Annotated in this window: 20 protein-coding genes; 14 read left to right on the plus strand and 6 right to left on the minus strand. The window is 67.3% G+C overall.

Features of this window, described 5'->3' with window-relative positions:
* Nucleotides 1–55: 55 nt before the first annotated feature.
* On the minus strand, nucleotides 56–400 hold the full coding sequence (locus BUR94_RS00455) for an ArsR/SmtB family transcription factor (protein ID WP_139301186.1): 345 nt from the start codon (nucleotides 398–400) through the stop codon (nucleotides 56–58).
* 205 nt (nucleotides 401–605) lie between these two features.
* On the opposite strand from BUR94_RS00455, the gene BUR94_RS00460 reads away from it, so the two are divergent.
* The 9 genes from BUR94_RS00460 (at nucleotide 606) to BUR94_RS00500 (ending at nucleotide 8,590) form a co-directional block, all read left to right on the plus strand.
* Nucleotides 606–932, plus strand: a complete 327-nt coding sequence (locus BUR94_RS00460) for an AtpZ/AtpI family protein (protein WP_074254322.1) — start codon at nucleotides 606–608, stop codon at nucleotides 930–932.
* A gap of 1 nt (nucleotide 933) precedes the next feature.
* On the plus strand, nucleotides 934–1,710 hold the full coding sequence (locus tag BUR94_RS00465) for a F0F1 ATP synthase subunit A (RefSeq protein ID WP_074254323.1): 777 nt from the start codon (nucleotides 934–936) through the stop codon (nucleotides 1,708–1,710).
* Nucleotides 1,711–1,763: 53 nt separating this feature from the next.
* Nucleotides 1,764–2,000 (plus strand): F0F1 ATP synthase subunit C, encoded by a 237-nt coding sequence (locus BUR94_RS00470; RefSeq protein ID WP_074254324.1) that lies wholly within the window; start codon nucleotides 1,764–1,766, stop codon nucleotides 1,998–2,000.
* Nucleotides 2,001–2,081: 81 nt separating this feature from the next.
* Complete coding sequence (locus BUR94_RS00475) at nucleotides 2,082–2,675, plus strand: F0F1 ATP synthase subunit B' (RefSeq protein ID WP_074254325.1); 594 nt, start codon at nucleotides 2,082–2,084, stop codon at nucleotides 2,673–2,675.
* Nucleotides 2,675–3,238 (plus strand): F0F1 ATP synthase subunit B, encoded by a 564-nt coding sequence (locus tag BUR94_RS00480; RefSeq protein WP_074254326.1) that lies wholly within the window; start codon nucleotides 2,675–2,677, stop codon nucleotides 3,236–3,238. The genes BUR94_RS00475 and BUR94_RS00480 overlap by 1 nt, the downstream gene beginning before the upstream one ends.
* A 116-nt stretch (nucleotides 3,239–3,354) precedes the next feature.
* Nucleotides 3,355–4,200, plus strand: a complete 846-nt coding sequence (locus BUR94_RS00485) for a DUF305 domain-containing protein (protein WP_074257506.1) — start codon at nucleotides 3,355–3,357, stop codon at nucleotides 4,198–4,200.
* Nucleotides 4,201–4,278: 78 nt separating this feature from the next.
* Nucleotides 4,279–4,953, plus strand: coding sequence for a PAQR family membrane homeostasis protein TrhA (gene trhA / locus BUR94_RS00490; RefSeq protein WP_074254327.1), 675 nt, complete (start codon nucleotides 4,279–4,281; stop codon nucleotides 4,951–4,953).
* 150 nt (nucleotides 4,954–5,103) lie between these two features.
* On the plus strand, nucleotides 5,104–7,929 hold the full coding sequence (polA, locus tag BUR94_RS00495; protein ID WP_074254328.1) for a DNA polymerase I: 2,826 nt from the start codon (nucleotides 5,104–5,106) through the stop codon (nucleotides 7,927–7,929).
* A 76-nt stretch (nucleotides 7,930–8,005) separates the two neighbouring features.
* A complete protein-coding gene (locus BUR94_RS00500) occupies nucleotides 8,006–8,590 on the plus strand; it encodes a pseudouridine synthase (protein ID WP_074254329.1) in 585 nt (194 codons plus the stop codon).
* On the opposite strand, the gene BUR94_RS00505 is transcribed toward BUR94_RS00500, so the two are convergent.
* The 3 genes from BUR94_RS00505 to BUR94_RS00515 form a co-directional block, all read right to left on the minus strand.
* Nucleotides 8,587–9,303 (minus strand): helix-turn-helix transcriptional regulator, encoded by a 717-nt coding sequence (locus BUR94_RS00505; RefSeq protein WP_074254330.1) that lies wholly within the window; start codon nucleotides 9,301–9,303, stop codon nucleotides 8,587–8,589. The two genes, BUR94_RS00500 and BUR94_RS00505, sit on opposite strands and share 4 nt — an antisense overlap.
* A complete protein-coding gene (locus BUR94_RS00510) occupies nucleotides 9,303–9,716 on the minus strand; it encodes a VOC family protein (RefSeq protein ID WP_245794306.1) in 414 nt (137 codons plus the stop codon). Before BUR94_RS00510 ends, BUR94_RS00505 begins: the two co-directional genes overlap by 1 nt.
* Nucleotides 9,717–9,885: 169 nt before the next feature.
* Nucleotides 9,886–10,476, minus strand: a complete 591-nt coding sequence (locus tag BUR94_RS00515; protein WP_074254331.1) for a DUF1285 domain-containing protein — start codon at nucleotides 10,474–10,476, stop codon at nucleotides 9,886–9,888.
* 61 nt (nucleotides 10,477–10,537) lie between these two features.
* On the opposite strand from BUR94_RS00515, the gene BUR94_RS00520 reads away from it, so the two are divergent.
* From BUR94_RS00520 to BUR94_RS00535, 4 genes are read left to right on the plus strand one after another with little or no spacing between them, the layout of a single operon-like run.
* Complete coding sequence (locus tag BUR94_RS00520; RefSeq protein ID WP_074254332.1) at nucleotides 10,538–11,545, plus strand: AAA family ATPase; 1,008 nt, start codon at nucleotides 10,538–10,540, stop codon at nucleotides 11,543–11,545.
* The gene (locus BUR94_RS00525) at nucleotides 11,542–12,471 is read left to right on the plus strand and encodes a DUF58 domain-containing protein (RefSeq protein ID WP_245794308.1); all 930 of its coding nucleotides are present in this window, start codon (nucleotides 11,542–11,544) and stop codon (nucleotides 12,469–12,471) included. Before BUR94_RS00520 ends, BUR94_RS00525 begins: the two co-directional genes overlap by 4 nt.
* Nucleotides 12,471–15,275 carry a DUF4159 domain-containing protein gene (locus BUR94_RS00530; RefSeq protein WP_074254333.1) on the plus strand — a complete coding sequence of 935 codons (2,805 nt, stop codon included), beginning with the start codon at nucleotides 12,471–12,473 and terminating at the stop codon, nucleotides 15,273–15,275. The genes BUR94_RS00525 and BUR94_RS00530 overlap by 1 nt, the downstream gene beginning before the upstream one ends.
* On the plus strand, nucleotides 15,272–17,365 hold the full coding sequence (locus BUR94_RS00535; protein ID WP_074254334.1) for a hypothetical protein: 2,094 nt from the start codon (nucleotides 15,272–15,274) through the stop codon (nucleotides 17,363–17,365). Before BUR94_RS00530 ends, BUR94_RS00535 begins: the two co-directional genes overlap by 4 nt.
* A gap of 352 nt (nucleotides 17,366–17,717) precedes the next feature.
* On the opposite strand, the gene ettA is transcribed toward BUR94_RS00535, so the two are convergent.
* On the minus strand, nucleotides 17,718–19,373 hold the full coding sequence (ettA, locus tag BUR94_RS00540) for an energy-dependent translational throttle protein EttA (RefSeq protein ID WP_074254335.1): 1,656 nt from the start codon (nucleotides 19,371–19,373) through the stop codon (nucleotides 17,718–17,720).
* Nucleotides 19,374–19,708: 335 nt separating this feature from the next.
* On the opposite strand from ettA, the gene BUR94_RS00545 reads away from it, so the two are divergent.
* Entirely contained in the window at nucleotides 19,709–19,906 is a 198-nt protein-coding gene (locus tag BUR94_RS00545) for a hypothetical protein (RefSeq protein ID WP_074254336.1), read from the plus strand.
* Between the two features lie 41 nt (nucleotides 19,907–19,947).
* On the opposite strand, the gene BUR94_RS00550 is transcribed toward BUR94_RS00545, so the two are convergent.
* Nucleotides 19,948–20,748 carry a hypothetical protein gene (locus BUR94_RS00550; RefSeq protein WP_074254337.1) on the minus strand — a complete coding sequence of 267 codons (801 nt, stop codon included), beginning with the start codon at nucleotides 20,746–20,748 and terminating at the stop codon, nucleotides 19,948–19,950.
* Nucleotides 20,749–20,792: the final 44 nt, after the last annotated feature.

Consider the following 20,792-nt stretch of genomic DNA (forward strand, 5'->3'; position numbering starts at 1 on the left):
GACCTCCGGTTCGTTACCGATGCGCTGACCGGCTCGGGTGGGCCTGCGCGAGGCCCTAGTCCTCGTGCAGGCCGAGCTCTTCGCCCAGGAACCGCTCGAAGGCGTCGAGGTTGACCGGCTCGAACTGGCCGAAGCCCTGCATCCAGACGGAGGCCGCCTTCATCGCGTCGGGCTCCAGCTTGCACCACTTCACGCGGCCGCGCTTTTCCTGCGTGATGAGGCCCGCGCCGGCGAGGATGGTGAGGTGCTTGGAAATGGCCGCGAGGCTCATCTCGAAGGGCTCGGCCACATCGGTCACGGCCATGTCGTCTTCGAGCAGCATGGCGAGGATTGCCCGCCGCGTCGGATCGGCGAGAGCGGCGAAGACGGTATTGAGCGAGGGGGTCACGCGGGGAGCCATTGCGCAGCGGTAGGGCGGTGCCGGGCAATCGTCAACCATGCGGTTGAATATGCGCGCAGGGCCGAAAGGCGCGCGTGTGGGCTGCCCCAGCGCTGCGACGCTTTGGCAAAATCAATACTTTTCAATGACTTGACGCAGACAGCATGGAATTGACTCTGGCGCGCCCTCTGCCTAGCTTCCGCGCAACTATCGACGGGGGCGAAACATGGCCAGCTCGGGCGACGAGCAGCGACTTGATGAGCTCGATGCGAAGCTCGCGGCGCACAAGGCCAAGTACGCTCCGCCCCCGCCGAAAGACGATCACTATCACGCGGCCTCGCAGGGCTGGCGCATGGTGATCGAGCTGGTCGCGGGACTCGGGATCGGCGTTGCTGTCGGGTATGGGCTCGACGTGCTGTTCGGCACGCTGCCCCTCTTCCTGGTGGTGTTCACATTGCTGGGCTTCGCCGCCGGTGTCCGCGTGATGATGCGCACGGCAGCAGAGTTCCAAAACGCCCCGAAAGCGCGGGCAGAGGACGAGAAGAGGGACTGAAATGGCGACTGAGAGCCACGGCGCAGAAGAAGGCCTCGTGTTTCACCCGATGGACCAGTTCCTGGTCACGCCGCTCTTCGGTGACGGCGCGGTGGCCTGGTACACGCCCACGAACGTGACGCTCTGGATGGCGCTCACGGTTCTTTGCGTGATCCTGCTGCTGGTCATCGGCACCCGCCGGCGTGCGGTGATCCCGAGCCGGAGCCAGTCGGTTGCCGAGATGGCCTATGGTCTCGTTCACAAGATGATCGAGGACGTCTGCGGCAAGGACGGGTTGAAGTACTTCCCCTATATCATGACGCTGTTCATGTTCATCCTGCTGGCCAACATGCTGGGTCTGCTGCCGCTGGCCTTCACCACCACCTCGCACCTCGCGGTGACGGTCGTGCTGGCGCTCTTCGTCTTCATCTCGGTCACAGTGATCGGTTTCGTGAAGAACGGCGCCCATTTCCTCGAACTCTTCTGGGTGTCGTCCGCGCCGCTGGCGCTGCGCCCGATCCTCGCGATCATCGAGGTGATCTCTTACTTCGTGCGCCCGGTCAGCCACTCGATCCGTCTGATGGGCAACATGATGGCCGGTCACGCGGTGATCAAGGTGTTCGCCGCCTTCGCGCCGCTGGTGCTGTTCTCTGCGGTCGGCATCGCGGTCACGCCGCTGTCGATCCTGGCGATCACCGCGATCTACGCGCTCGAGCTGCTCGTGGCCTTCATCCAGGCCTATGTCTTCACCATCCTGACCTGCGTCTACCTGAAGGACGCGCTGCACCCGGGTCACTGAACCGGGGCACAGGACAAAGTTTCTAGCCAATTCCAACGTAAGGAGAATTCGACATGGAAGGCGATATCGTTCAAATGGGTGCCTACATCGGTGCTGGCCTGGCCTCTGTGGGCATGGGTGGCGCTGCCGTGGGTGTGGGCAACGTTGTGGGCAACTTCCTCAGCGGCGCCCTGCGCAACCCCTCCGCCGCCGGCGGCCAGACGGCCACCATGTTCATCGGCATCGCCTTCGCCGAAGCCCTGGGGATCTTCTCGTTCCTCGTCGCGCTTCTGCTGATGTTTGCCGTCTGAGGCAGATCTTCTGATCCTTACGGCCGGGGGGCAGCGCTGATGCGTCCCCCGGTGTCCCTTTAAGGTTTCCGGAGAGAGCCCATGGCAACCGAAGATACCGCAGCCGAAGCGGCAGCCGGGCACGGGGCAGATGCTGCCGGTCACGGGGCCGACGCGGTCGGCCACGCCACCGAGGCCGCCCCCGGCATGCCGCAGCTCGACTTCTCGAGCTGGCCCAACCAGATTTTCTGGCTTCTCGTCACCCTGGTGGCGATCTACTTCGTGCTGAGCCGCATCGCCTTGCCGCGCATTGCCGCGGTTCTGGCCGAGCGGTCTGGCACGATCACGAATGACATCGCCGCGGCCGAAGAGTTCAAGATCCGCGCCGCCGAGGCCGAGAAGGCCTATGAGAAGGCGCTGGCCGATGCGCGGGCCGAGGCTCAGGCCATCGGTGCCGAGGCCCGTGCCGAGGTGCAGAAGGAAGTCGACGTCGCCATCGCAAAGGCCGATGCCGAGATCGCCGCCCGCACCGCCGAAGCCGAGAAGGCGATTGCCGAGATCCGCGAAAGCGCGCTCGCCAACGTCGAGACCGTCGCCAAGGACACCGCCGGCGACATCGTCGAGGCGCTGGGCGGCAAGGTCGACGCCAAGGCGGTCAATGCCGCGGTCGAAGCCCGGCTGAAAGGAGCGTCGTGATGATCCGTTACGCCCTCACCACCGCCGCGATCACGGTGGCCGCGAGCCCGGTTCTGGCCGCCAGCGGCCCGTTCTTCTCGCTGCGCAACACCAACTTCGTGGTGCTCATCGCCTTCCTGCTGTTCATCGGCGTGCTGATGTTCTTCAAGGTGCCGGCGTTGATCGCTGGCATGCTCGACAAGCGGGCGGAGACGATCCGTGCCGAGCTGGAGGAGGCCCGCGCCCTGCGCGAGGAGGCCCAGACCGTTCTGGCCTCCTTCGAGCGCAAGCAGGCCGAGGTGGCCGAGCAGGCCGAGCGCATCGTCGCCCACGCACGCGAGGAGGCCAAGGTGGCCGCCGATGTGGCCAAGGCCGACCTGGAGAAATCCATCGCGCGCCGTCTCGCCGCCGCCGACGAGCAGATCGCCTCTGCCGAAGCGGCTGCCGTGCGATCGGTGCGTGATCGCGCCGTGCAGGTGGCCGTGGCCGCTGCGGGCGACCTGATTGCCAAGCAGATGGGCGCGACCGAGGCCAACAAGCTCATCGACAACGCCATCGACGAGGCCGGTGCCAAGCTGCACTGAGCCGGGCCAGACCAGAAGAGTTGAGCGGCCGCCTCTTGGGCGGCCGTTCACTTTTTTGGGAACCTTCCAGCGCTGGAAACCCGTTGGGTTGCCGGATGACACACAAGGAGGCCCCGATGACCTACACCCGCTTTGCCGCGATGATCGCCACTTCGACGGTGGTGATGTTCGGCCTGATGTATCTCAACACCTACGCGCTCGGGCATGTCTTCTTTTCCCAGACGCGGGCCTGGATGGCCCTGCTGATGGGCGCGGTGATGGCAGGGATCATGCTGGGCTTCATGTGGCCGATGTATCCCGGCCGCGGGGTCAAGCTGGCCATCCTCGGAGGAGCGGTCGCCGTGTTTGCCCTCAGCCTCTTTCTTGTCCGGAGCCAGCTGACCGTGGGCGGGATCAGCTACATGCGGGCGATGATCCCGCACCATTCCATCGCGGTGATGACCTCGGGCCGGGCGGGTATCGAGGATGCCCGGGTGCGCAAACTCGCCGACAACATCATCGCCGCCCAGAACCGCGAGATTGCCGAGATGCGCTGGCTCATCGCCGAGCTGGAAGCGGGTCGCAGTACAGAGGCGGCCTACGAGGATCCGGCCCCGGTGCCCGGCAGCGTGGAGGGCGCCCTGACGACGGTGCGGCTCTCGACCCTCTATCCCGCGCCGCTCACCGCCTCCGAGGCCTCGGCCCTCATCGAGGCGCCCACCGGCGGTTGCAACTTCAGTCAGACCGCCGATGACACGCCGATCCTGTGGACCAGCGCTGCCGGCGACGTGGCGGCGATGCGACTCAACGGCACCGACCTGCGCCTCGGTGGCGGGGACGGGCGTTTCGCGGCCGATCGGCTCACGGTGGAGGTGACGCCGCTGGGCGAGGAGGCCGGTTTCCGGTCCGATGCGGCGCTGGTGTTTTCCATCGCCGACGGGCCTGTGCGCGGGTATCGCGGCTTCTGGTCATGTGCCCAATGATCAGGCGTTGGCAGTCACGATTTCTTAGGGTCGCACGTTTAGGCTTGCAGGGCCGATAGCGCGTTTTAACTTGGCATCATGACACACGCCACAGACCCTGCGATCCTGCCGCACGCCTCACGGCCCTATAGCCGCGCCGAGCTTGTGACCGACGCGGTTGTGCACCTCGCGGCACTGGCGCTGGCGGTGGGCGCGGTGCCGGTGCTGATCACCCTCACGGCGGTCTGGCGCGGTGACGCGATGGGCATCCTGGGCGTTTCGGTCTACGGCGCGACGCTGATCGCCATGCTGACCTGCTCGCTGCTCTACAACCATCTGCCGCGCCCGGAATGGCGCGCCATGCTCCTGCGCTTCGACCAGTCTGCGATCTACCTCAAGATCGCGGGCACCTACACGCCCTTCGCCCTGCTTGCGGGGGCAGGCCAGGGGCTTCTGGTGTTCATCTGGGTGCTGGCGATGGTGGGGACGGCGGCCAATTTCGCCCTGCCGCGCCGGCCCACGGCGGTGGGCATCGGGCTCTGCCTCGGCATGGGCTGGGCGGTGCTCTTCGGAGGGCAGGACCTGCTGGCCGTCACCTCCACGCCGGTGATCGTGCTGATGGCGGTGGGCGGCGGGCTCTACTCCGCCGGCACGCTCTTCCTTCTGCTCGGTCGGATGCGCTTTCACAACGCGATCTGGCACCTCTTTGTCGCCGCAGCCTCGATCATCTTCTTCATCGCCGTCTTCATGCACGCCGCGCAATCGGCGGTTTGACCCCTCGGGTGGGGGCTTCACCCACCCTGGCGACCCCTTGCCTGAAGGTCGGGTGAGGCCGCTCTCCTGCACGCCCGCTGTCAGCTACCCGCTGGCCCCCGCCGCGCCCGCGTGGCATGTAACCCCCACCATCACCGGGAGGCGCATGACATGGCATTCGGCAAGGGCTGCCACCTTCACCTGATCGACGGATCGGCCTTCATCTTCCGCGCCTACCACGCGCTGCCGCCGCTCACCCGCAAGTCCGACGGGTTGCCGATCGGCGCCGTGGCGGGCTTCTGCAACATGCTGCACAAGTACATCGAGGCCAACACCGGCCCCGATGCCCCGACCCACGCGGCGGTGATCTTCGACTATTCCGGCAAGAGCTTTCGCAACGAGATCTACGACAAGTACAAGGCCAACCGCCCGCCCGCGCCGGAGGACCTGGTGCCGCAATTCCCGCTCACCCGGCAGGCCACCCGTGCCTTCAACGTCGCCTGCGAGGAGATCGAGGGCTACGAGGCAGACGACATCATTGCTACCCTCTCCTGCCAGGCCCGCGAGGCCGGCGGGCGGGTGACGATCATCAGCTCCGACAAGGACCTGATGCAGCTCGTCGGCGACGGGGTCGAAATGCTCGATGCGATGAAGAACAAGCGCATCGGCCCCGACGAGGTGGTGGAGAAGTTCGGGGTGAAGCCCGAGCGCGTGGTCGACGTTCAGGCACTTGCCGGTGACAGCACCGACAACGTGCCGGGCGCGCCGGGGATCGGCATCAAGACCGCCGCCTTGCTCATCAACGAGTTCGGCGACCTCGATACGCTGCTGGAACGGGCCGGAGAAATCCCACAGCCCAAGCGCCGCGAGTCGCTGCAAGACAACGCCGAGCTCATCCGCATCAGCCGCAGGCTCGTTCAGCTCGATTGCAACACCCCGCTCGATTTCAGCCTCGACGACCTCGAGGTGAAGGAGCCCGACCCCGAGGCCCTGCTGGCCTTCCTGGCCGAGATGGAGTTTCGCACCCTGGCCAGGCGGGTGGCCGAGCAGTTCAAGGTCGAGGCCCCGGTGATCGACGACACGCCCGGCGCAAGCGCTGGCAGCGATGGTGCCGAGGCCGGCGACATGCCCGACCCGACGGCCCGTGAAATCCCCTTCGACCATGCGAAATACGAGCATGTCGCCACGGCGCAGGCGCTCGACGACTGGCTCATGCGCATTGCCCGCGCGGGCTATGTTGCCGTTGATACCGAAACCACCGGCCTCGACGAGATGGTGGCCGACCTCGTCGGCATCTCGCTCTCCGTCACCCCCGGCGAGGCCTGCTACATCCCGCTCGCCCATGTGAAGGGCACGGGCGACGACCTCTTTGCCGATGACACCCCGGCCGAGGGCCAGCTCCCGATGCAGCAGGTGCTCGACGCGCTGAAGCCGATGCTGGAAGACCCGCAGATCCTGAAGATCGGCCAGAACATCAAGTACGATGCCAAGATCCTGCACCGCTACGGCGTCACGGTCGCCCCCTTCGACGACACCATGCTGATGAGCTACGCCATGCATGGCGGGCTGCACGGGCACGGGATGGATGCGCTCTCCGAGCGGTATCTCCACCACAACCCGATCCCGATCAAGGAGCTGATCGGCTCGGGCAAGAGCCAGCTCACCTTCGACAAGGTGCCGCTGGAGGAGGCGGTGAAATACGCCGCCGAGGATGCCGACATCACGCTCAGGCTCTGGCAGACCTTCAAGCCGCGCCTGCACCGTGCGCGCGTCACCACCGTCTACGAAACGCTGGAGCGCCCGCTGGTGCCCGTGCTGGCCCAGATGGAGCGCCACGGCGTGAAGGTCGACCGTGACACGCTCTCCCGCATGTCCAACGCCTTCGCGCAGAAGATGGCCGGGCTCGAGGCCGAGATCCACGAGCTTGCCGGCGAGGCCTTCAACGTCGGATCCCCGGCCCAGCTCGGCGAGATCCTCTTCGACAAGATGGGGCTGGAAGGCGGCAAGAAGGGCAAGACCGGCAAGTACTCCACCCCGGCGGATGTGCTCGAAGACCTCGCCACCGAGCACGACCTGCCCGCGCGGGTGCTCGACTGGCGCCAGCTCTCCAAGCTGAAGAGCACCTACACCGACGCGCTGCAAACCCACATCAATGCCGAAACAGGCCGGGTGCACACGAGCTACTCGATCACCGGCGCCAACACCGGGCGGCTGGCCTCGACCGACCCCAACCTGCAGAACATCCCCGTGCGCACCGAAGAGGGCCGCCGCATCCGCGAGGCCTTCGTGGCGCAAAAGGGCAACAGGCTGGTGTCGCTCGACTACTCCCAGATCGAGCTGCGCATCCTCGCCCATATCGCCGACATCGACGCGCTGAAGCAGGCGTTCAAGGACGGCCACGACATCCACGCTATGACCGCGTCGGAGATGTTCGACGTGCCGCTCGACCAGATGACCCCGGACATCCGCCGCCAGGCCAAGGCGATCAACTTTGGCGTGATCTACGGGATCAGCGGTTTCGGCCTTGCCCGCAACCTGCGCATCCCCCGCGCCGAGGCCCAGGCCTTCATCGACCGCTACTTCGAGCGCTTCCCGGGCATCCGGAAGTACATGGACGACACCGTGGCCTACGCCAAGGAGCACGGCTGCGTGCAAACCCTCTTCGGGCGCAAGATCCACACGCCCGAGATCAACGCAAAGGGCCCCGGCGCGGGCTTTGCCAAGCGCGCGGCAATCAACGCGCCGATCCAGGGAACGGCGGCCGACGTGATCCGCCGCGCGATGATCCGGATGCCGGAGGCGATCCGGGACCTGCCCGCCAGGATGCTGCTCCAGGTCCACGACGAGCTCATCTTCGAGGTCGAGGAGGCCGCGGTGGACGACACCATCGCCGCCGTCCGCAAGGTGATGGAGAGCGCCGCCGCCCCTGCCGTCCACCTCGCGGTGCCGCTCGAAGTGGATGCTGGTCAGGGCATGAGCTGGGCCGAGGCACATTGATGGGGGGTGTGGGCAGATTGCCCACCCTGCGGTCGACCGGTAGGGTGGGCAATCTGCCCACCGTCCGGACCGCCTCATGCTTCTTGCCCTGAACAAACCCATGAACCTGCTCTCGCAATTCACCGACGAGGGCCAGTGGCAGGGCCTATCGGGCCTCGGCCTGCCGGAAAAGGTCTACCCTGCGGGCCGGCTCGACCGGGACTCGGAGGGCCTGCTGCTCCTTACGGATGACGGCAAGCTGCAGGCACGCATTTCCAGCCCCAAGTTCAAGATGGCCAAGACCTACTGGGTTCTGGTCGAGGGCACGCCCGATGCCGCCGCGCTGGAAGCGTTGAAGTTGGGCGTGGAGCTGAAGGATGGCCCCACCAGACGCGCCGAGGTCGCCATGATCCCCGAGCCGGAGGCACTATGGCCCCGCGATCCGCCGGTGCGGATCCGGAAGGCGCCCGACACCTGGCTTGCGCTCACAATCCGCGAGGGAAGAAACCGGCAGGTACGGCGCATGACCGCAGCGGTGGGTCACCCGACGCTTCGGCTCATCCGTGCGCAGATCGGGCCCTGGGCGCTGGACGGCTTGGCGCCGGGAGAGTGGCGTGAGGTCGATGCAACGCCGCCCGAACCCCGCACACCGCGCCGAAAGACGCTGCGGCTGAAGCGTTAGGACGCTCCGCTGCGGCGCTCGTCGAAACCGCCACGGTGCCGCTCCATCCGGTAGAAATCCTGCAGGCTCTTTCCCGGTTCGATGCGGAACCGTTCGCCGCAGGTCATGCCCTTGATCCGGTCTACCCGGAACATCCGGAAGTCGTCGCGCAGCTCGCACCAGCCGATGAGGGTCCAGGTCCGGCCCCAGAAAATCAGGCTCAAGGGGCGCACCACCCGCGCGGTTTCGGCCCCCTCGGCATCGCCGTAATCGAGCACCAGCCGCTCGCGGGCATCGACCGCCCGTTCGATGCCGTCGAGCCGCCGCCGGGTCTCGTCATCCATCAGGTAGGGCATCGAGTAGGCGTGGATCTGCAGGCCGGCCGCGCGGCCGCGCTCTGCCTCGGGCAGCACCGCCGCGATCTTCACCAGCGCCTCCTCGGCGGCCTCGGCCATCTCGAGCCCGCCCCAGGCGCGGATCAGCCGCGCGCCCGCCACCAGCGCCACGATCTCGTTTCGGTTGAACATCAGCGGCGGCAGGTCGAAGCCGGCACGCATCAGGTAACCCACCCCCGCCTCGCCCTCGATCGGCACGCCAGAGCCCACCAGATCGGCGATGTCGCGGTAGATCGTGCGCTCGCTCACCTCCAGCCGCTCGGCCAGCATCCGCGCAGTGACCAGCCGCCCCCCGCGGAGCAGCTGGACGATCTGGAACAGGCGGTCGGCGCGACGCATCACTTGGCCTTGCTGAACTCGAACAACCCGATCGAGTTGCCATCGGGGTCGAGCGTATAGGCAAAACGCCCGGATGGGATGGGAATAATCCCCGGCAGCACCCGGCCCCCGGCCTCGAGCACCCGCTCGAGCGCGGCCTCCAGCACCGGCACGGCCAGGTGCACCGTCACCCCCGAGCCGTCGCCCGCGGGCTTGCCGGGGTAAAGGTGGCCCGCGGTGCCATCCATCGGCGATTTCACCGGCAGCATCGCCATCGGGTTCGGCCCCTCGTCATTGCGCACCAGCGGGTGGTCCAGCACGGCGCCGTAATAGGCGATCGCGGCGTCGAGATCGGTCACCGGAATCTCGCACCAGACGAGCGCATCTTCGGGGGCCGTCGTCATGTCGGCGGGGTTGGTCATGGTGTCGGTCATCGGGGCATCCTCCTGAGGTTTTGATGCCCCATCATCGCACCCCCCTCCTGACAGCATCCTGTCAGGAGCCGCCGAACGGGCCCGTCATCCGCACAACCTGTTCATTCTCTGGCTGAAAATACTCAGACAAGACATGTCCTGCGTAGCAGGCGCTCGATTGAACAGCAGGTCAAGGCAACTCGGCAGCCGGGATGATGCGAAAGAAGGCACCGCCCGACCAGAGGCCGAACCAGCCGTCCTGCTCGGCGCCGATCTCCACCAGTCGGTAAAAGCTCTTGCGGTCGATCAGCGCCTCCAGCCCGGCTCGCACGTGCACGTAGGGCGAGGGTTCGCCGGTCTCCGGGTCGCGCACCACGCGAATCGGGTTGTCGGGTCCGGCCTCGGTGACATCGCCCACATTGGTCTCGAAGCGCAGCACCTGGGCCTCGCCCGCGCCATGGGCGGTGAAATCCACCGCAACGAAGGGCGCATCGTCCACCGTGATGCCCACCTTCTCCACCGGGGTCACGAGAAAGTAATCCTCTCCCTCCTTCTTCAGGATGGTGGAGAAGAGCCGCACCAGCTCGGGGCGACCGATCGGGGTGCCGAGGTAGAACCAGGTGCCATCGCGGGCGATGCGCATGTCGAGATCGCCGCAGAATTTGGGGTTCCACAGGTGGACCGGCGGGAGTTTGCCCTTTTTGGAAGCGCTCCGGGCGGCGGTTTCCAGGCTTCCGGCGTCGGGTTTCACAATATCTTGTCTGGCCTTCGATTTCGCCATTGGTCTCACATGCGATAGATGGCTTACTGCGCCCTAACCTAGCCGACCAAGGAGAAATGTCATGTCCGACGACGCGGGCCTCGTGCCAGAAATCGAGGCGCTGGCCGAGAAGCTGGGGCAGGCGAGGGCCTCCATCAGCCGCCGGTTCATCGGGCAGGAGACAGTCGTGGACCTCGTGCTTTCGGCCCTCGTCTGCGGCGGCCACGGGCTGCTGATCGGCCTTCCGGGCCTAGGCAAGACCCGCCTGGTCGATACGCTCTCGACGGTGATGGGGCTCAACGGCAGCCGCATCCAGTTCACCCCCGATCTGATGCCGGCCGATATTCTAGGCTCCGAGGTTCTGGAAACCGCCGAGGGCGGCTCACGCGCCTTCCGCTTCATCGAGGGGCCGATCTTTTGCCAGCTGCTGATGGCCGACGAGATCAACAGGGCCTCGCCGCGAACGCAATCTGCCCTGCTGCAGGCGATGCAGGAAAAGGAGGTGACCGTCGGTGGCCAGCACCGCGTTCTGGAAAAGCCCTTTCACGTGCTCGCCACGCAGAACCCGATCGAGCAGGAGGGCACCTATCCGCTGCCCGAAGCCCAGCTCGATCGTTTCCTGGTGCAGATCGACGTGCTTTACCCGGACCGTGATACCGAGCGGGACATCATCCTGGCCACCACCGGCGCGGAGGAGGCCGAGAGCCACCAGATCTTCAGCGCCGGGGAGCTGATTGCCGCGCAGGCCCTGCTGCGGCGGATGCCGGTGGGCACCAGCGTGGTCGAGCTGATCCTCGATCTCGTCCGCGCCTGCCGCCCGGAAGACCCGACCGCGCCCGAGGCGGTGCAGCGATCCGTCAGCTGGGGTCCGGGGCCGCGCGCGGCCCAGGCGTTGATGATGACGGTGCGCGCCCGCGCCCTTCTCGAAGGCCGCCTGGTGCCCTCCGCCGAAGATGTGATGGCCATGGCCGCACCCGTGCTCACCCACCGCATGGCGCTCTCCTTTGCTGCCCGCGCGCGGGGCGAGGAGCTGTCGTCTGTCATTCGTAGCGTGGCCGAGAGCGTCACACGGGTGGAGGCGGCGGCTTGAGCCAAACCGCTTCTGTTCATCTCCATGCCGGCGTCGGGCGCGGGCTGAGGTCGAAGGCCGAGGGGCTCGCTGCCGCGCTGCCCCCTCTGCTGGCCGAAGCCGAGCATCTTGCGCAGACCGTGCTGCTGGGCGCGCACGGCCGCCGCCGCTCGGGCATGGGCGACGAGTTCTGGCAGTACCGCCCGCTGGCCGTGGGCGACGAGGCGCGCAGCATCGACTGGCGCCGTTCGGCCAAGTCGGACCAGCACTTCGTGCGCGAGAAGGAGTGGCAGGCGGCACAATCTGTCATGCTCTGGTGCGACGAGGCGATGTCGATGCGCTTTTCCGGCACGCCCGGCAAGCGCCCCTCCAAGGCCGAGCGCGCGCGCCTGCTGACGCTGGCCATCGCCGTGCTGCTGGTGCGGGGCGGCGAGCGCGTGGGGCTGGCGCGGCTCGAGCAGCCGCCACGCTCCGGCCCGCTCCAGCTTATCCGGATTGCCGACGCGCTGGGCGGTGCGATGGAGGCCGAGGAAAAGGCCTTGCCGGGCCCCGACTACGGTGCGCCGCGCGGCGATACCCTGCCGCTGCACTCGCGCGCCGTGTTCCTGTCGGATTTCATGGGCGATGTGGAGGCGGTTGAAACCGCACTGGCCCGCGCGGCCGACCGAGGCGTGCGCGGGGCCATGGTGATGATCCTCGACCCGCAGGAAGAGGAGTTTCCTTTCGACGGGCGCACGATCTTCGAGAGCATGGGGGGCAGCCTTGCCCATGAAACGAAGAAGGCCGGAGACCTGCGCAGCCGCTATCTCGACCGTCTTGCGGCCCGCAAGGACCGGCTTGAGCAGTTGAGCCGCACCACGGGCTGGCAGTTTTCGACCCACCACACCGACAGTCCGGCCCAATCGGCGCTGCTCTGGCTCTACGGGGCCCTGGAGCATGGTCGCTGATGTTTGCGATCGGCCCCATAGGCTTTACCGCGCCGCTGCTGCTCTGGGCGCTGGTGGTGCTGCCGCTCCTGTGGCTGCTGCTCCGCGCCGTGCCGCCCGCACCGATCCGCCGGCGCTTTCCGGGCGTCGCGCTGCTGCTCGGGCTGGAGGATGAAGACAGCCAGACCGATCGCACGCCGTGGTGGCTGCTGCTGCTGCGGATGCTGGCCATCGCCGCCATCGTCATCGGATTTGCCGGGCCGGTGCTGAACCCCGAACAGCGCCGGGATGGCAGCGGGCCGCTGGTGATCGTGCTGGATGGCGGCTGGGCCGATGCGAGGGATTGGCCTGGGCGGATGGCTCGGATCGAGGGGCTGCTCACGGATGCCGCAGCGGCCGACCGCCCCGTGGCCGTGGTTTCGCTGACCGCTTTGCCCGCGGCGGGAGAGCTGCCAATGCTTGCCGCCGCGGCCTGGGGCCCGCGCCTTGCCGGGTTGGAGCCCACAGCCTGGCCACCGGTGAGCGGGGCGGCGGTCGACTGGGTGGAGAGCCTGGGCAACGGGTTCGAGACCTATTGGCTGTCGGACGGCCTCGCTCACGAGGGGCGCGACGAGATCCTGGCGGCTTTCGAGGCCAAGGGTCCGGTGACGGTATTCGAAAGCCCGCGCCGCCCGCTCGGGTTGCGCCCCGCGCGCTTCGAGGACGGGCAGGTCCGGCTCACCGTGCTGCGCCCCGACGAGACCGCCGCGCAAACCGCCACCGTGCTGGCCTACGGGCGCGACCCCTCGGGCACCGAGCGGGTGCTGGCGCGTGCCGAGGCCAGCTTCGAGCCGCAGGCGACCGAGGCCGAGGTGGCGCTGATCCTGCCCGCTGAGCTGCGCAACCGGGTCACCCGCTTCGAGATCCAGGCCGCCCGCGGCGCCGGGGCGGTCACGCTCACCGACGATGGCCTGCGCCGCCGCGAGGTGGCGCTGATCGCCGGGCGCGAAGACCGCGAAGGTCTCGAGCTGCTCTCGCCGCTGCACTACCTGCAGCGCGCTCTGGAGCCCACCGCCGACCTCGTCGAAGGGACTCTGCCCGATATCCTGCTCGCCAATCCCGACGCGATCATCTTCGCCGATGTGGCTGACCTGCCGGTTGCGGAGAAGGACGATCTGCTGGCCTGGGTCGAGGAAGGCGGGATGCTGCTGCGTTTTGCGGGGCCGCAGCTGGCGGCATCTGACGTGAGCCGCCGCGAGGAAGACCCGCTGATGCCGGTGCGCCTGCGCGAGGGCGGCCGTTCGGTGGGCGGTGCGATGAGCTGGGGCGAGCCCAAGGCGCTGCGGCCCTTTCCGGAGAGCTCTCCGTTTTATGGCCTCGCCTTGCCCGCGGATGTGACGGTGACCGCTCAGGTCATGGCCCAACCCGACCCGGAACTGGCCGAGCGCGTCATTGCCGCGCTGGCCGATGGCACGCCCCTGGTGACCCGCAAGCGCGTGGGGCAGGGCAGCGTGGTTCTGTTTCACGTCACCGCCAATGCCGAGTGGTCGAGCCTGCCGCTCTCGGGCCTCTTCGTGCAGATGCTGGAACGGCTGGCGATCTCGACCCGGCCCGCGACGCCCGAGGCACGCGAGCTGGAGGGCACGGTCTGGACACCCGAGCGCGTTCTCGACGGCTTCGGCGGGGTGCAGGATGCGGGCACTCTGCCGGGCGTGGAGGGTGCGGACCTCGGTGCGGCGCTGGCCGGCGACATCCCCATCGGCCCCGACATGCGCCCGGGTCTTTACGCGGGGGAGGATCGGCTGATCGCACTCAACGTGCTTGGTCCGGAGGCCGTTCTGGAGCCTGTCGCCTGGCCGGCGCGGATTCCGGTGGAGGGGCTGGCGGTGAGCCGGGAGACGGCGTTGAAGGGCTTCGTGCTCTCGGCGGCGCTGATCGCTCTGGCGCTCGACATCCTCGCATCGCTCTGGCTCGGCGGCCGCCTCCTTGCGCCGCGTGCGCGGCGTTCCTCGACGGTCGCAGTGGCGCTCATCGCTGCCTGCTTCGCGGCCGCGCCGGACAATGCGGCGGCGCAAAGCGACGAGGCGGCGGAGATATTCGCGCTGGAGGCCACCACAGACGTGGTTCTGGCCCATGTCATCACCGGTGACACGCGGCTCGATGACGTGGCGCATGCCGGGCTTCGGGGCCTCTCCGATACGCTCTTCCGCCGCACTTCGATCGAGCCGGCCGAACCCATCGCCGTGAACCTCGAAACGGATGAGCTGGCCTTCTTTCCCTTTCTCTACTGGCCGGTCAGCCCGAACCAGCCGCTCCCCTCCGACGAGGCCTATGCCAAGCTCAACCGCTACCTGCGAACCGGTGGGATGATCCTGTTCGACACCCGCGACGCCGACATCGGCGGCTTCGGTGCGGCCACGCCCGAGGGGCGCAAGCTGCAGGAGCTGGCCGCCCCGCTCGACATTCCGCCGCTTGAGCCGATCCCGATGGATCATGTGCTGACCCGAACTTTCTACCTGCTGCAGGATTTTCCCGGCCGCTGGGCCAGCCGGGATGTCTGGGTCGAGGCCGCGCCGCCCGATGCGGAGGTGGTGGAGGGCATGCCCTTCCGCAACCTCAATGACGGGGTGACGCCGGTGGTGATCGGCGGCAACGACTGGGCGGCGGCCTGGGCGGTGGAGCGCAATGGCGCGGCGATGTTTCCCGTGGGGCGTGGCTATGCAGGCGAGCAGCAGCGCGAGATCGCCTATCGCTTCGGGGTGAACCTCATCATGCATGTGCTCACCGGCAACTACAAAAGCGACCAGGTCCACGTGCCGGCCCTGCTCGACAGGTTGGGCCAATGAACGCCGACAGCATCATCTTTGCCCCCCTTCTGCCGTGGATCGCGCTCTACGTCGCCTGCGCGCTCGCCGTGCTTCTGATCGGTCTCGCCATATGGCGTGGCCTTGCCGGCTGGTGGCTGCGTGCACTTGCGGCCGTGGCCCTGCTGGTGGCACTGGCCAACCCCTCGCTGCAGCAGGAGGAGCGCAACCCGCTCACCGACATCGTGCTGGTCGTGGTTGATGAGAGCTCGTCCCAGGGGCTTTCTGACCGTGCAGAGCAGACCCAGGCAGCGTTGGGCCGCGTGCTGGCGCAGATCGCCGCCATGCCCGATACCGAGGCCCGTGTGGCCGTTGTGAGCGATGGCGAGGGCGACGAAGGCACCCGCGCGATGGCGGCGCTTTCCGAGGCGCTGGCAGAAGAGCCGCGCGCCCGGGTCGCGGGGGCCATCCTCATCTCGGACGGGCGAGTGCACGACATGGAGCGCACTCCGGACCTGCCCGCACCGCTGCACCTGCTGATGACAGGCCATTCCACCGACTGGGACCGCCGCCTGGTGGTGCAGAACGCCCCCGCCTTCGGCATCCTTGGCGAGGAGATCACCCTCACCCTGATGATCGAGGATCAGGGGGATGTGCCCGCGAACGGCGGGCCGGGGGCCACGGTGCCGCTCTCCATCGCGATCGACGGGGAAGAGCCGCGCACCTACGACGTTCCGGTGGGCGAGGAGCTTTCGCTGCCCGTCACGCTCTCCCACGGCGGCAAGAACGTAATCCAGTTCGTCACTCCCACCGCCGAGGGCGAGCTGACCGACCGGAACAATGCCGCCGTGGTGCAGATCAACGGCGTGCGAGACCGGCTGCGCGTGCTGCTAGTCTCCGGCGAGCCGCATCCCGGCGAGCGGACCTGGCGCAACCTGCTCAAGTCCGACTCCTCGGTGGACCTCGTGCATTTCACCATCCTGCGCCCGCCCGAAAAGCAGGATGGCGTGCCGGTGAGCGAGCTTTCCCTCATTGCCTTCCCCACCCGCGAGCTCTTCATCGAAAAGATCGACGAGTTCGACCTCATCATCTTCGACCGCTACAAGCGCCGCGGCATCCTGCCCACGCTCTACCTCGAGAACATCCGCGACTACGTGGAGCGGGGCGGCGCTGTGCTGGTGGCAGCGGGGCCCGACTTTGCCTCCGCCGACTCGATCTATCGCTCGCCGCTGGGCGACATCATGCCCGCCTCGCCCTCTGCCCGCGTCCTCGAGGAGGGCTACCTGCCCGAAGTCACCGATCTGGGCGAGAAGCACCCGGTCACGGAGGGGTTGGAGGCGCTCTACCCCTCGCAGGAAGACGGGGTGCCGGGTTGGGGCCGCTGGTTCCGCCTGGTCGATCTGATCCCGGGACAAGGGCAGGTGGTGATGTCGGGGCTGGAAGAACGCCCGCTGCTGGTGCTGCAACGCCAGGGCGAGGGCCGGGTGGCGCTGATGGCCTCGGACCATGCCTGGCTGTGGTCGCGCGGCTTCGAGGGCGGGGGGCCGCAACTGGAGCTGCTGCGCCGGCTGGCGCATTGGATGATGAAGGAACCCGATCTGGAGGAGGAGAGCCTCACCGCCGAGGCGGTTGGTCAGGAAATGACCGTGACCCGCCGCACGCTGGGTGATGCGCCTTCGGAGGTGGAGGTGACGGGCCCTGACGGCAGCCTCTACACCGTGCCGCTCGAAGAGCTTTCACCCGGCCTGTACCAGGGGGTCTTCGAGGGCCCGGACCTTGGGCTCTACAGGCTGGTCGAGGGTGACAAGACCGCGGTGGTGGCGCTTGGGCCTTCGGCGCCGAAGGAGTTCGAGGAGACAATCGCAACCGGCGAGGTGCTGGAGGCGGCGGTGGATGCCCGCCGTGGTGGTGTGGTGCCCCTGGAAGACGGCACGCCGGATATCCGGCAGGTCCGCGAGGGGCGCGTGGCCGCAGGGCGCGGCTGGGTCGGCATCACTCCGCGGGAGGCCTATGTCACTGCCGATGTCACCGTGATCCCGCTGGTGAACCCGCTCCTGTTTCTCGCTCTCGCGGCGCTGATGTCGCTCGGGGCCTGGCTCCTGGAAGGGCGCCGCGGGGCAAAGGGAAGCTAGCGAGCGAGAGAGCGCTCTGCCGCTCAGCGAAACACTTCGCAGGCGCTGAGCGGGTGTATTTCCGGCCCGAAGAACCCCTTGCAGAGCCCGCTGAAGGCTTCGGGAGATCTCGCGCCGGCATGTCCGGCATTCATCTCATGGACCCAAGCCGCGCCGTCAGGATCGGCACCGGCTTTCCATCCGATGCAGCGGATGTGCGCCCGCGGATCGGGCAGCAAACTCCGGGTGCGGGTCGTCAGGCTCTGACCCGGCCACCGTGGTGATGGCCTCCCGGGCGGACCTGTATCGCGACGGGGCGTCCGCCGGGAATGTCGCGCCCGAAGAGGCGGGTATGCGCGGTTGTGAGGCGAACCTACCGCACGAACTTCTTGTACTTGACCCGCTTTGGCTCCAGCGCATCCGGGCCGAGGCGGCGTGCCTTGTCTTCTTCGTAGGCCTCGAAGTTGCCCTCGAACCATTCCACGTGGGCTTCGCCTTCGAAGGCGAGGATGTGGGTGCAGAGACGGTCGAGGAAGAAGCGGTCGTGGGAGATGATCACGGCGCAGCCGGCAAAGTTCTCGAGCGCGTCTTCCAGCGCGCGCAGGGTTTCGACGTCGAGGTCGTTGGTCGGTTCGTCGAGCAGCAGCACGTTGCCGCCGCTCTTCAGGAGCTTGGCCATGTGGACCCGGTTGCGCTCACCGCCCGAGAGCAGCCCCACCTTCTTCTGCTGGTCGCCGCCCTTGAAGTTGAAGGCGGAGCAGTAGGCGCGGGAGTTCATCGAGGCGTCGCCCAGTTCGATCACCTCGGCCCCGCCGGAGATTTCCTCCCAGACGGTCTTGTTGCCCTCGAGCGCGTCGCGCGACTGGTCGACGTAGCTCAGTTTCACCGTGTCGCCGTATTCCACGGAGCCGCCGTCGGGCTGTTCCTGTCCGGTCAGCATGCGGAAGAGGGTCGACTTGCCGGCGCCGTTGGGGCCGATCACGCCGACGATGCCACCGGGCGGCAGGGCAAAGTCCAGCCCCTCGATCAGCAGCTTGTCGCCATAGGCCTTTTGCAGCCCTTCGACTTCAATGACCTTCGAGCCAAGCCGTGGGCCGTTCGGGATGACGATCTGCGCGCGGGAGATCTTTTCGCGTTCGGACTGCGCGGCAAGGTCCTCGTAGGCGTTGATACGGGCCTTCTGCTTGGCCTGGCGGGCCTTGGCCCCTGCGCGGATCCACTCGAGTTCGCGCTCCAGCGTCTTCTGGCGCGACTTGTCCTCGCGCGCCTCCTGCTCCAGCCGCTTGGCCTTCTGCTCCAGCCAGGCCGAGTAGTTGCCCTCGTAGGGAATACCCCGGCCGCGATCCAACTCGAGGATCCAGCCGGTGATGTCGTCGAGGAAGTAACGGTCGTGGGTGACGATCAGGATGGTGCCCTTGTAGTCGATCAGGTGTTGCTGCAACCAGGCGATGGTCTCGGCGTCGAGGTGGTTGGTCGGTTCGTCGAGCAGCAACATGTCGGGCGCTTCGAGCAGCAGCTTGCAGAGCGCCACGCGGCGCCGCTCACCCCCCGAGAGGTTCTCGGGCATGGCCTCGTCGGGCGGGCAGCGCAGGGCCTCCATCGCCACGTCGATCTGGCTGTCGAGATCCCACAGGTTGTTGCTGTCGATCTCGTCCTGCAGCTTCGCCATCTCGTCGGCGGTCTCGTCGGAGTAGTTCATCGCCAGTTCATTGTAGCGGTCGAGGATCGCCTTCTTCTCGGCCACGCCGTCCATGACGTTCTCGCGCACGGTCTTGCTCTCGTCGAGCTGGGGCTCCTGCGGCAGGTAGCCGACCTTGGCGCCCTCGGCGGCCCAGGCCTCGCCGGTGAAATCCTTGTCGATCCCGGCCATGATGCGCATCAGTGTGGATTTACCCGCGCCGTTGACGCCGACGACGCCGATCTTCACGCCCGGCAGAAAGCTCAGGCGGATGTTCTCGAAGCATTTCTTGCCGCCGGGATAGGTCTTGGAGACACCATCCATGTGGTAGACGTATTGATAGCTGGCCATGGAATCCTCCGGGTTTCGCGTTGCGGCACATCTAGGGGAGGCAGCGGAAAAGGGCAATCGGGCGGAAGGCTGCCGTGACTGCCAATCCCATGCGCGTGGCATATTGCTTCGAATCTCCAGACCGATTAGGCACGCCGCACCGAAACCGATCGGACCCAGGAGCGACCGATGATGAACCGAACCGCATATCTCGCCGGGGTGACCCCCCAGTAGCGGCCCGGATCGCGCATTGTCGCTTCATCCCCGAAGGCCGCTCTCCGACGCGGCCTTTTTCATGTTCAACGTCATGTTTCCGTATCGGCGAGCGGCTTTCCTGACCCCAAGGAGAGCAAGACATGACTCTGACGTTTGGAACCTTCCTGACCGGGCCAACGGAGGCCTGGAGCAGGCTCCGCCTGACCCTGTGGCGCGGCAAGCCCAACCTGCCGTCGGCCGAGGGTGCCGAGGTGCCCGATTACCTGCGGCGCGACCTTGGCCTGTTGCCGCCGGAGGCACCCCCCTATCCGATGCCGGGCAGGGTGACGTTTCTCTGACCCTCGAGCCTCGTTCCGCCAGGTGCGGGACGGGGCGCCTGTCAGGCCGAAGGACCGAGCGGTTGCGAGAGCCAGAGTTCCAGCCGCCCCTCCCTGGAAAAGGCCCCCAGGCGGGTGAAGTCGCGCACGTAGATCGGGGTGTCGGGGTGGAGGCCGTGGATGGTTTGCGCCAGCGCGATGGCGGCCTCCCGGTCGGCGGCCTTGAAGTAGCGCACCTCGTTTGTGTCGGGCCCGACCTTCACCAACTCGCCGCCGGTCGACGGCTCCTGGATCTGCCAGTCGAGTTTGGCCAGCGCTTCCGAAAGGCTGACGGCCTCGGATTGGCGCACGCCTTCGGTGAACTGCACGAAGACGTCTCCCTGATGGTCGGTGGCCTCGGGGGTCACGCCGTCCTGCGCCCGCCATATCCGCTCCGGCCCGCCGTTCGGGGCGAGCACCGGGGCCGCGCTGCCGATCCGCAGGTCGTTGTCGGTGTTGCGCAGGCTCTCGATGCAGGTTTCGGGCAGCTCGAACAGGATACGCAGGTAGCAGGGCGTCGGGGGCAGCGAGGGGGGCACCCGGAAGACCGACCCGACGAGGCCCAGCACGAACATGCCGAACCCCGCGACAAGGATCCACGAGAGCACCATGGTCATCCGGTTGTTGCGGGCGATGAAGGCCAGAAGGGTCACCACGCAGGCGAAGGCCAGCACATAGGTGGCGGCGAGACGGAGGTCTTCGAGGTCGCTGCCCCAGCTGATGAGGATGGCCGCAGCGGCCAGAACGCCAAGCCCGGCCGAGACGAGACGGGCGGCATCAGGATTGATCTTGAGGGTCTGCGAAAGGGCATCAATCGGGTTCATGGCAAGCTCCCGGGGTGAAAGGGCAAGGGATCAATGCACGCCAT

The sequence above is a fragment of the Vannielia litorea genome (assembly GCF_900142295.1).
Taxonomy (GTDB): domain Bacteria; phylum Pseudomonadota; class Alphaproteobacteria; order Rhodobacterales; family Rhodobacteraceae; genus Vannielia; species Vannielia litorea.